Below are 12,322 nucleotides of genomic sequence, written 5' to 3'. Positions count from 1 at the left end.
GAACAAGCTTAAAAACAGAAAATTCAATCAGCTTTTATGCGACGCTAGTGATATCTATTCTCTTCATTTTTCTAACTAAAATCTCAGTCAATGCTTTTACTCTATAGGTAGAGTTGGTTAAATTCACCATACACAACGTGAGTACTATAGCCTCAATCTACTCTCTCCATACAGAGAGAGACAATGAGTATGACACAATTATAGCTGTAACAACAGATTTCAATCCACTCTCTCCATACAGAGAGAGACATTAATAGCGCATCTTGAAGATATACAAAATGAGATTTCAATCCACTCTCTCCATACAGAGAGAGACATCTTTAGTGACAGCCATTATTTTAGCAATGGTAATTTCAATCCACTCTCTCCATACAGAGAGAGACCAATGAACGACAAATAAATGTATTATTTGGTGAATTTCAATCCACTCTCTCCATACAGAGAGAGACGTCCAAATTCATCAAACAATGAAATTCTTGTTTGATTTCAATCCACTCTCTCCATACAGAGAGAGACTCTGTGCCCATCTTCGATTAAATGTGCATGTGGTATTTCAATCCACTCTCTCCATACAGAGAGAGACCCCATGCCGAACGTTGTGTTTCCGCATCGATAAATATTTCAATCCACTCTCTCCATACAGAGAGAGACTTTCCCTACAACAAATGATACAAGATCAAACTGAATTTCAATCCACTCTCTCCATACAGAGAGAGACAGGCAGATATGTCAAAAACGATTGGGAATATGAGATTTCAATCCACTCTCTCCATACAGAGAGAGACCATTCGGTGGAGAAATTGACGAATATACTTTTAAATTTCAATCCACTCTCTCCATACAGAGAGAGACGTGAAAACTCAACTAATTAGCTTAGTTGTTTCCGAATTTCAATCCACTCTCTCCATACAGAGAGAGACACAGTTAGAGTATAGTAAAAAGCTTGATTTTTTAATTTCAATCCACTCTCTCCATACAGAGAGAGACACCAGCTGCCTCATAGTAAGGAGCCTCGTGTGTACCAATTTCAATCCACTCTCTCCATACAGAGAGAGACTACAGGTAAAAAAAATTTTAGATACCGAACGTAAATTTCAATCCACTCTCTCCATACAGAGAGAGACTCTTGGAGGTCCCCATTCGATTGCTACTGATGGTATTTCAATCCACTCTCTCCATACAGAGAGAGACATTAATATAAGTGTAAATAATCGCATTACACAAATTTCAATCCACTCTCTCCATACAGAGAGAGACTTGACTGGACACTTTTTTTTGAAGATAAATGTAACATTTCAATCCACTCTCTCCATACAGAGAGAGACACATCCGTATCACTCCTTATTGTTCCTTTGAGATCATTTCAATCCACTCTCTCCATACAGAGAGAGACATTTGTTGATTCACCTAAGTCAATGATAGTTCGTATTTCAATCCACTCTCTCCATACAGAGAGAGACGAAGGTATTGGTCAGATGTTCGGTAATGTTAAAAAATTTCAATCCACTCTCTCCATACAGAGAGAGACGGTATAGCGTAAGTTGCACTATCTTCATTAATTGATTTCAATCCACTCTCTCCATACAGAGAGAGACGTGAACAAGCTATTAAAGAAATGGAGCCATTGAAATTTCAATCCACTCTCTCCATACAGAGAGAGACGTTTTCAATGTTGCCTACTTTTAAGTTCAAATTATTTCAATCCACTCTCTCCATACAGAGAGAGACGCGAGCGTATTTTAGATTTGTAGATTCGAGATTGATTTCAATCCACTCTCTCCATACAGAGAGAGACTTCATTTTCTTTGTACATTTCTATGTGTTTTTTTGATTTCAATCCACTCTCTCCATACAGAGAGAGACGGTGAAAAACAACCGAAAGTTAATAAACAAAGCTGTTTTTCACTAAAAACTTTGCTTTCAAGGTAATATTATCCTAAATCAATTACCAATTCAATGGATAATTAGCAAAAATAGAGGTGCGAATCCCTTAGGAAAATCATGTTCGCTTGGCATTCGCACCAGCAGGTTTGACACTATAAAATTAAAGTTTCTTCTACATTAAAGGTTTCTTTCGCACCGATATGCTCTACTTTTGACTGGTAGCGGTTACCTAATTGATAAAATCGTAGACTATCTTTTTCAGGATCAATGATGTCCATTAATTGCAATTTTAATTGCTTAAATTGTGTGGCATCTACAATGCATTCGAAAACGGAATTTTGGACGCGGACTCCGTAGTTTTCACATGTTTTCGCTACTTTTCTTAATCTTTTTTGACCTGTTGTTGATTTCGTTGCCACATCATACGTGACTAATACCAGCATAGCAATCCCTCACTTCCATAAAAATGGTGGATATTCTTCTAAATCGCCGCGCAAGTAGCGCGCTAATAGCATCGCTTGTGCATGCGGCACGAGCCCCCAATTGATTTTCTCTTTGAGGTAGGGGTGTGTCAAAGGCTCTTGTTTACGCTCTCGCCAAGCGTTAATAAATTTTGCTCTGCCTTCGTCTGTTAATAACACTGCGCCATTTTCCTTCGCAAAGAAATCTTTCCCTGTGATAATTTTCTTATTGATTAACTTCAACACAAAACGATCTGCAATCACGCCTCGTAGTTCCTCCATCACATCGAGTGCTAATGAAGCTCTACCTGGTCGATCACGGTGCAAGTAGCCAACATAAGCGTCCAGACCGACATTTTCCAGTGCCGCACTCACATCTTTCGCTAATAATGTGTAAGCTAAAGATAACAAGGCATTGACATTATCTGTAGGGGGTCTACGATTTCTCGTTTTAAAAAAGAAATCATCCTTTTGTTGCAAAATCATTTGATCAAAGCAGCGGAAATAATGATTGGCAGCCTGTCCTTCCAAACCACGTAGTGTTTCTAAATCTTGCACCGCTAAAATTTCCTTTAAATACTCACTTAACGTAGCCGATATTTTTTTGAAAGCAGGTACATCAATCCGCATTGGATAATCGCGTGTCATGCGTTCCAATATCCATTTTTGATTCGCTACTTTTGCGAAGATAAAATTACGGGCGATTTTTGTACTATCATCGGTGCTATCAGAAAGGCGATATTGCGTTTTGCGCAAGACGACATTTCCTTTCGATTCACCAACAACTCTGGCTAAAAACTTTCCGCTCGTTGATAAAAACGTAAGTGAAATATTGCGCTCAGTGCAGGCATGCATCAGCTTTGGGCTTGCTCCCATATAGCCAAATGTACAAATTGCTTCTAAATTGTGCAAAGGTACTTGACCCAAATGGTCTTCTCCTGCGGTAACGACAATCGTTTCACCTTTTAATGCCAAATAACTATTAGGGGTTGTAACAAACAATGTATTTAGTAATTTTCTCATTACAAAAACCTCTCCATATATTGACGTACGGGTGTTGAATCAATAAGTGTTGGCAAACATAGATTTTCTAAAGAACAGCTTTTACAATGCTTACCAGGTTTTACTTTTGGCGTATGACGACGGTCATAATAATTGTACATTTGCTTAAAGATGAAGCGAACCTCGTCTCTCAATTCGTTGGTGATTTCAACCTCAACACGCCGTTTTATTTCATCATAAAATAAATACGCTTTCGGCACTTCACAAACAAACATTTCTTCTAGACACATCGCCTGTGCCACAAGCTGTACAATATCCTCTTGTCCTGCTTTTGGTTTCCCGCGCTTATACTCCACAGGTACAGGTGTATATTTTCCTTCTTCGTTGATTAATTCGATGCCTTGTTCATCTTCTATGAACTCGACTACATCACAAATACCTGTTGTTTTTAACTCATGAGAGCGAACTTGCATCGCTCGCACAATTAATTTATTATGACGTTTCTCACGGATAAAGGGCTGGTCTGCTTTTTCATGGATGTGCTGCCCTTCAATTGTCTTCACGTTTTCCGCCCATTGTTGCTCGATATGAATTAAAGCCCATTGCCTTTGACAGAAGCGAAAATGTTGGGTGCCTGATAACATCAAATAGTTATCTTCGTTATTTTCCATCCAGTTCATATGTTTTCAGTCCTTCTAAAGGTGATAACTTATAGAATTCATCTTGAAACTCCTTTGCATCTTCAGGCATTTTCACTTCTAATGAGCGATGGACTTTTGCGGAAGAGTATTGACCAAGCTTAGAATCGTGCTCCCACCAAATCACTTTATGTACTTCAAGTGACCCTTCTGGACGAGCAGATGAGGCATCATTTTCAAATAAAGAAACTAAAGCTTCCTGTAATCTTTGCGCATCCTCTCTTGTAAAGCCTGTTTTTTCCGCAAGCTGGGTATTGATGCTGCCTACAAATTTATAAACACCGAAGTCCACACGGTGCTTCATCCCCATCGTATCAGAACCTTTTTTATCGCCCGTAACAGAATTGACGCTTTTCGTAATTTGAATGCTTGTAATATCAATCGGTTGAACGCTAATTGCTGGGTGAATCGATACAGGTCCTCGCACACCAACCGATAAATTGCTACCTTTAAATGCGAATACTTGTCCAAAAGCGCGTACATCATACCAAGTTTCAGCCGCTACAGCCGCAAATGTATCAGCATTTCCTTTTTTATCTGCCTTAATCTTTTTCAATTCTGGAATGGAATCTGCTCGGTCATTTAAACTTTTAAAGCCATCCGCCGCACGGTCATCTGATTGCACAAAAACTGCTTCCCCTAAATCCTGTAAACGATTGCGTAGCTTTCTTTTAATACAGACGTCCGATACTTCCCCGTAACCATCAAAATTTTGGCGTGGTCGATTGCCATTCAATGGGTCTCCGTTTGGGTTAGCATTGTGTACAGAAAAGATAACGGCAAAATCCACTTTATAATCTAAAATTGTCATCCTTGTTCTTCCCCCTCTTTATCTTCTTTCTTTGTATATAAATCTTGGCGCTGGCTATAGTAGCCTAATAAATATTTCCCACTTAATGGCTTATTATTAAAGTCCTCATAGTCAAACTTCGCTGCAATTTCATCAATTAATTTCGAATAGCGAATGCCTTTTTCACGCAACTTCATTTGATATGGCTGCAAATTGCGTTGAATCGTGCTCCAAGTTCGCTGTGGATTGCTTTGGAACATATTCATATAACGTAGCGCATTCGTTGCACGATTTTCATCTCTGCCTAAAGCGCTTCGCTCCAACACATCTGCCACTGCTAATAAGCGTCCAAATAAATAATCCCGATCTGTCGTTTCTGTATTTAAAGCCACTTGCCATCCCTCCTTTTGAAAATGATTTTTTACTAAGGCACAGGCCACCGTTAATACTTGCTCCCACTCCCAATTTTGCTCATAAAACTGTGGATTCGAAGCACGTACAATGGCACTACGGATAATATCAAGCGGGATATTTCGTCCATCTAAAACACATGGTAATAAACGCTCCATTACCCCTTTGACTACTTTATCACTTGGTCTTGGGCCAAATGCTGCATGGGCAATCGTATAAAATGAGGGTGAGCCATCAAATTCAACCCATTTATCCTCTTTTTTACGTGTTTGCCGCCAGCTCGTTGCATCATGCCATTTACTTAAACGTTCGAAATACGTCAATATTTGAAAATCTCGATAATACAAGACAGCGATCCGCCCTGGTGTCGCGGCATCCAATGTCAACACATACACCTTTTCATCTTCAAGTTGTTCAAAAGACATATCTTTTTGCACTCCAACTAATAAACGGCTGTATTTCTTTGCCAATACCTCTCTCGTCTGTACCTGTTCTTCCTCCGTTGGCAGCTCTAACATTAAATCTTCAAAATCAAAATCCTGTTCGAATAAATCATCTGTTACTGGTAGCACATCTAAATATTTTGAACCCCAAACAAGAAAGACGCGACCATCAATTTGCTTACCTTGGCGTTCAATCAACCATTTCAAGGCATTATGTGCCTTTTGCGAAACATCGTAGCTAATATTGGCTGCTTGTACACTATCCTTAAACCTACCGCGATATGTATAGCCTGTGCCATCATTGGCGGAAATGAGCTTTGCCTTATCTCCTGAGTTGCGCAATTTATTCGGATGTCTTTCAATCATCGGTGCTAATTGACCTGATACATAACAAATATCTTGGTCCTTTAATTTCGTATTGTAGTAGGCAATATAAGCATTGAAAACCTCTTCATTGCGCCACAATGGTGGAATATGCTGCTCTGGCTCATGGATGACGAAACGGACAAAGGCACTTGCTTGCTCACCTGTTAAGACAGAAAAGATTTTCGGCTTGTCCTGTTCTGTATTTGTCCATTGCTTTAATAGGCGGTGGTTTTCAGCATGCAATACACCTTCGTTAATTAAATCAGCAATCAAACGGCCTTTCTTCACATAATGATAAATAGCTGTCACATGGGGATGAGCATACGGCGATTCGCACCAACCGCGCAATTGCTCGATATACTTTTGAAAAGCGTCTGCTTTATCATCCTCACCTGTATATTCACAGTAGTCTCCTGCTACATACATCAGCTTATCGTGCAAAACATGGGGGGCAAACTTCTTGCCTGCGCGGCTACCTGATTCCTCTGTAAATGGTAAAATGGTGCTTTCTTTATCAATCGCCTCAGCCCGAATCAAATCTCCTGCTAAATTAATTGTGATTTGGATATGAGCCGTCTGCGTCGTGTGAGAGATGGGCAGCAACATATACTCGATAAACTTGCCATCTTTGGTCGGCTTTGTTGCCACCTTCCCTACTTCATTTCGACTATTCTCATACGTTTCATACAGCGCTTTTAAATAACTCAATTTATTCGCCTCCTTCCATTTCCGCATATAACTCATTGACAGATTGCATGGATTGCCCAAGTTGGAATGGCTTTGCCTCCATCTCATAAATCGGTCTAACAAGTGTACATTGTTCTGGGGTAGGAAATTCAATGATTCCCTTTAACATTTTTGGCTGCCAAAGCCTCGTTTCCAGCATATTTCGATCTGTTTCATCTGGATAGTTAATACCATGCACCATCGTGCCAAAGTGCATTTCATCAATTTCCTTGTAAAAGCTATCACCTTCGCCGTAACGACATGGCTCTACATAGCCTTGACACTCTCTTGTCCCTAAAAAGATATCGCGTCGTCCACCTCGTTCAACACAACGTTTAGCAATGTTGTGGTGCTTATGCTCATTGAAATCCTCCTGTAAATCAGGGCGGTTTTCATTGAAAATAAAGTGTGCCTTCACTTGATATTTGACATCTCGCAAATAGCTATAATTTGCCAAGGTATTGCCACCACTCATTTCAATTGGACGCACCCCTTTTGACTCCATACGAATGGCATTGATTACACGCACCTCATCAATCACCCAAATAATGGATGGTTTCCAGTAAATCGACTCCGTAATTCCTTTCAACGCGCTGTAAGTAGGAATCTGTGTCGTCATTTTTTCTCCACCCAGCTTCATTAATGGGTCTGTAAATAAAGCATATTCACCACTCACTTGATACTCAATTTGATTGCGAATTTTCGTCATCTTTTCACCTCCTTTTAAAAATCTAAATTCGCCAGTGCTGCCTCTCCTTCCACACTCAAACCATAAGACAAATCATAGGCTGTTTGCTTCGCCACATAAACTTTCGTCACGCCAAAGTCCACTGCCTCCGCTAAGCTATTTGCACATAGCCAATCAAATTCATAAGGAAAAACATTGACACTATATTGCTGTAGATTTTTAAAAAACTGTGATAAATCAGCAATGCGTTCTCCACTTATTAATTGATTAATATACATTTCTCCTTCTTTATAAGGTACAACAATGGCTCTTGTATTTGCCTCAATTACCTCGAAATGTTGTGCCGCTGTTCGAAAGCTTGCACTCGACCAAAACGGATACGTACCTTTAAATTCTTGTTTAAAAACACGATTACTCGTAAACAAAATATCGTACATAGAGAGCGAAAGTTTTTTCATCGGATAATCTAAAAAAGGTGCTAATTGATGATAAAAAGCTTCAAAATAATACGTAAGTGCCTTTGTCGATAATAAATACCCGTCATAAAGCGCTGAGTCCTTTTCCATATCGCGCAACATCAAATCTGTACATGCTCGTCCTTTTTCAATGGTCATTAATTTTTTTAGCGATTCTTCCGCATGATTAATCACATAGACTTCACGTATCGCCACTTCCCCATTGCGATTGCAGCGCCCCGCAGCTTGCGCAATGGAATCCAGCCCAGCTAATGAGCGCACAACACATTGAAAGCTCACATCTACTCCTGCTTCTATAAGCTGTGTGCTAATACAAATCACACGCTCGCCGTCTTTTAATTTTTCACGTATTTCTTCTAATATTGCTTTGCGGTGTGCCACACACATACCTGTGCTTAAATGGTAAACATGCGCATCGTCATGCTTTAATTCCTCATACAACGCCTTCACCACACGTCGATTATTGAGAATAATCAGGATATTTTGCACAAATTCTAGCTTTTCTCGTACAAACTCTGCCACATCCTCTGTATACCAGCCCTTCGGTTTAATTAGCGGCACAATTTCCGTTCGTTTAAATGCCTTGATGACAGTTGGCAAATTTTCGATTAACTCTCCGTCTACCTCAATACCTCGTTTTACAGCATCAAGGGCTGGCTGTGTCGCGGTACAAAGTAACACCGTTGTCCGACAGCTTTTACTTAAAAATTTAAGCGTCGTATTAAATAAAGAAATGCAAGAAACAGGTACAGACTGCACCTCATCGAAAATCACAATCGCATTACTTAAATTATGTAGCCTGCGCTCATTTCGGGACTTTCCACTATAAAATGTATCCAAATACTGTACCATCGTTGTAAAAACAATCGGAATATCCCAATTATCCTTGGCATTTGCTAGCTTTCTTCGTGCTTCCAGTTCGTCATACGATAAAGGCTTGTCCTCATCAAAAGGCGCTTCATCTATGACATTGCTATGATGTTCCAATACGTCATCTGTTGTTTGCAATACCTCTCTGACAGTCTTGGCATTTTGTTCAATAATGGTTGTGTAAGGGACAATATAAATAATGCGGTCTTTGTTGTGTTCTAGAGCATGTTGTAGGGCAAAACGTAAACTAGCTAATGTTTTTCCACCACCTGTTGGGATGGAGAGTCTATAAATACCTGTTGGTAACTTGGCTTTTTCAAAACATGTATCGGACATTTGCTGGCGTAGCTTTGTAATTTCGTTTGGTAAGGCTTTTTTCTGCAGTTCAATTAATTGTTCTTCTAATCGTTGCAAAAATAGTGGAAAAGGGGATTCTGTCTTTTCAGCATCAACATTTTCATCGAATAAACGAGAATTTGTTCGATCTGCATCGAGTAATGCACTGAAAATATATTTTGTTACTAATGCCACAACCGGTTGGATTGCTTGCACCGTTGCTTGTTTCGTCTTTTCTTTATATGGTTGAAGAAACTGTATAAACTCTTTTTTCGCTAGTGCAACATAAGCATCCAACTCTTCACGTGTACATACTTCGCTAAAAAAGCGCTCTTCAATCACATCAAAGTCAATCGGCTTTTTAGGCGTTTTACGCTTATCGAAAGGTGACTCTCCCTCCGAATCAAGCATATCCACCAATTGACCATGATGGCTGTAAATTGCATTCGCCACACATTCAATCATCATATTGGCCGTTGTATGATAATGTTGCATTAAAAAACGTGCGCCTGCTGTCGAATGGTTGACACTCCCTCTTTTCGGTGGCTGAGAAGGGTTATTAAATGCTTCTTGTATGTACACTTGGAAATCATCGTTGTATTTTCCCATATCATGCAACCATGCTGCGAGACCTGTGACGTGTGGAATACCGATTTTGCGACCGATATTTTCGGCAATTTCTTTTGATTCACTGAGATGGACAGGTAGTGGTTGAATTTTTCCGTCTTTTTCGCGGATGTGGGCGATGTAGGGTGTCATATTATTCCTCCTATACTAGATTATTTTTATCTATATTAAAACTTGATTACTCTTTCGTAATTGTTTATTTTTCCCACTAAATATTTAGGTTCATCATCAATCGATAAATCGATTTTAAAAAGATGGGTTTGATAAACTTAGAGTATAAAGCAAAACCCATCTTGTAGTTTGTCTAGCCAATAATTAAGTTGTGTGAGTTCTCCCGTAATACCATCTTCTATTCATAAAAAATCACTTTCATAGAACCATTTGTATAAATACTTTTTATTATTGTTTCCTATCTAGTGCTAAAAGTCCAACTTTTGCTTGTTCATAATATCTTTCGAGTTGAGTCTGATAACTAGGATAATCCTTATTAGACATCTTTAAAATTGGACCTTTATCACCATATGCTTCATATTCAATAGTTGCTATATTATAATATCTAAATTTTTTTAAAAGTAATTTATGAAAACTTTGATCATGAGTCGAAATAATTATTTGCTTTTTATGTTTATCTACAAATAAACGAATTAAATCTATAAAAGAAATAATATTAACCTCATCCATACTCTGAATCGGGTCATCCAAACCAATTAAATTTAACGGGGACCACTTTTGTTTTAATGACATTGCCAAGAATATCGAAAGAGCTATACTATTCACTTGAGCTGAGCTAAGTACATAGGATGCATTGGCTTTTATTTCATCTGTATCCTGTATTTTAGATACATTAATGGTTAAACAGTTGTTGTTACGATATGTATCTAATGTTAAATCCAACTTAGTAAATAGTGGATGTGAATTAATTTGTTCAAAAATAGTTTGAATTGTTTCCTTTAAATTAAAAAACACTTTCTCATTTAAATTAGATAGAGCTTCATTAGATTTATTTATTAAGTGTAATAGGTAACTAAGGTCTTTATTCATCGCTTCTTCCTTATTTTCTAACTCCGCTACCTGATTCTTCATAGAAATTAATTCTTTTTGTAATTTTAATAATCTTGTTGCGTCTGTATTCAATTCAATCATACTCTGAATATTAATAATTGTAGCTTCTACTTTAGCAATATTTATTAATTTCTGCTCCAATTTTTTCATTTCCACTTCCAAATTGCTAGTGACTGTATCCAATTCAGCTACTTTAATATCTATATTTATTATTTCAGACTCGTTAATAAGACGATTTACTCGATTCATTTCTATTTCTTGTGTAACAATTATTTGCTGTAAACTCTGCTCATATTCATTAATTTGAGATATATTACTTTTTAAGTCTAATTTCTCTTCCTTCGAAACCAAACCTAAATAACTATTAATCTTAAAATTAGATATCTCATTTAATAATTTATTTTTTTGGATTTCTAATTTCTCACCAATGTTATCGTCAAAATCCAAACCTAATAGAGTACACTCTTCCTCAAATTGCTTTAAATGTGATTTTGATAAATCTATTTCTTGTTGTAGTATCTGTTGACTTTGATGTTCAGCATAGCATGCAAGATCTATGTTTTTTAAATCAGTTGTAAATTTATCCACTATTTCTTTCACACTTTGTTTAGATTCTTCAATTCGTGTATTTGCTAATTTAATACCTTCCACAATTTCCCTCAAATGCACTTTTGTTTGTATTAACGTTTTTTCTAATTTAGGTAAATTCTCATTTACTTTTAGTTGACTTCGTTCAATATTGCTTAGAATATATTCTTTATTTATTCCCTCTGTTCCACATGCAGGACAGATTTTAAACTCTTCTGAAATCATTGAAATATATTGATTTAATGAAGATAAAAAAGAAATGTACGCTTGATCTGTACTTTCAATTTGTTTAATAGACTCTTCTAAAGCCTTCGATTGTATCAATAAATTAGTTTCTATAGACTTCTTTTGGTCAATAAGTTGATACTCTTTAAACATCGTAATAAATGAAATATTTAATATTTTAAAATCTGCTTCAACTATCTTTGGTTCAATTTCTGATAAAAATTCAAATCCACTTTGCAATGAAAAAATATCTAATTGTATATTGATAGATTCAATAATTGATACTAAAAAATCTCTTTTATTTTTTAAAGAAGCTACTTTTGCTTCGGATTTTTCTTGCTTAGAGATTAATGATTTAAGAGCTATTCTTTTATCTCTAACACTTTGCTCTACAGTTATTAATTGTTCTACTTTTACTTTTAATAAAGCTAATTTTTTAAAATCTCGTAGTTGTTGTTGTTCACGTAAAGCAACTTCATGTACTTTGCGCAAATACATGACATTAGGTAATTCCTCTTGTATTTCCTTTAAAACACTATATTCATTTCGTAACTTCCTCTGTTCAATGTCATTATTTTGTAGATTTGAAATTAATGATTTTGATAACTTTTCGAAATCATCTTTAAATAACTTAGTTTCAGGATATAAATTATTATAATACTTCAAATC

The 12,322-nt window shown here is 37.2% G+C and carries 8 protein-coding genes and 1 CRISPR repeat array; all 8 genes read right to left on the bottom strand.

Going from position 1 to position 12,322, the window contains the following annotated elements; all coding sequences use genetic code 11:
• Positions 1 to 149: 149 nt before the first annotated feature.
• A CRISPR array of direct repeats spans positions 150 to 1,863; the repeat unit is 33 nt; unit sequence ATTTCAATCCACTCTCTCCATACAGAGAGAGAC.
• 173 nt (positions 1,864 to 2,036) lie between these two features.
• Positions 2,037 to 2,327 carry a CRISPR-associated endonuclease Cas2 gene (cas2, locus tag C9J34_RS20260; RefSeq protein ID WP_107841983.1) on the bottom strand — a complete coding sequence of 97 codons (291 nt, stop codon included), beginning with the start codon at positions 2,325 to 2,327 and terminating at the stop codon, positions 2,037 to 2,039.
• A 9-nt stretch (positions 2,328 to 2,336) separates the two neighbouring features.
• A complete protein-coding gene (gene cas1c / locus C9J34_RS20255) occupies positions 2,337 to 3,368 on the bottom strand; it encodes a type I-C CRISPR-associated endonuclease Cas1c (protein WP_107841982.1) in 1,032 nt (343 codons plus the stop codon).
• On the bottom strand, positions 3,368 to 4,018 hold the full coding sequence (cas4, locus tag C9J34_RS20250; RefSeq protein ID WP_107841985.1) for a CRISPR-associated protein Cas4: 651 nt from the start codon (positions 4,016 to 4,018) through the stop codon (positions 3,368 to 3,370). Before cas4 ends, cas1c begins: the two co-directional genes overlap by 1 nt.
• The gene (gene cas7c / locus C9J34_RS20245; protein WP_107841981.1) at positions 4,008 to 4,856 is read right to left on the bottom strand and encodes a type I-C CRISPR-associated protein Cas7/Csd2; all 849 of its coding nucleotides are present in this window, start codon (positions 4,854 to 4,856) and stop codon (positions 4,008 to 4,010) included. The genes cas4 and cas7c overlap by 11 nt, the downstream gene beginning before the upstream one ends.
• Entirely contained in the window at positions 4,853 to 6,763 is a 1,911-nt protein-coding gene (cas8c, locus tag C9J34_RS20240; protein ID WP_107841980.1) for a type I-C CRISPR-associated protein Cas8c/Csd1, read from the bottom strand. The genes cas7c and cas8c overlap by 4 nt, the downstream gene beginning before the upstream one ends.
• 1 nt (position 6,764) lies before the next feature.
• Positions 6,765 to 7,490, bottom strand: a complete 726-nt coding sequence (gene cas5c / locus C9J34_RS20235) for a type I-C CRISPR-associated protein Cas5c (protein ID WP_193769106.1) — start codon at positions 7,488 to 7,490, stop codon at positions 6,765 to 6,767.
• A gap of 14 nt (positions 7,491 to 7,504) precedes the next feature.
• A complete protein-coding gene (locus tag C9J34_RS20230) occupies positions 7,505 to 9,910 on the bottom strand; it encodes a CRISPR-associated helicase/endonuclease Cas3 (protein ID WP_107841979.1) in 2,406 nt (801 codons plus the stop codon).
• 267 nt (positions 9,911 to 10,177) lie between these two features.
• A partial coding sequence (locus C9J34_RS22165) for a hypothetical protein (protein WP_193769105.1) occupies positions 10,178 to 12,322 on the bottom strand: 2,145 nt, incomplete at its 5' end.

Origin of the sequence: Metasolibacillus meyeri (genome assembly GCF_003049505.1) — a bacterium.
Lineage (GTDB): Bacteria > Bacillota > Bacilli > Bacillales_A > Planococcaceae > Metasolibacillus > Metasolibacillus meyeri.
Note: the sequence above shows the minus strand (reverse complement) of the source record. Positions and strands in the feature narration are given on the sequence as shown.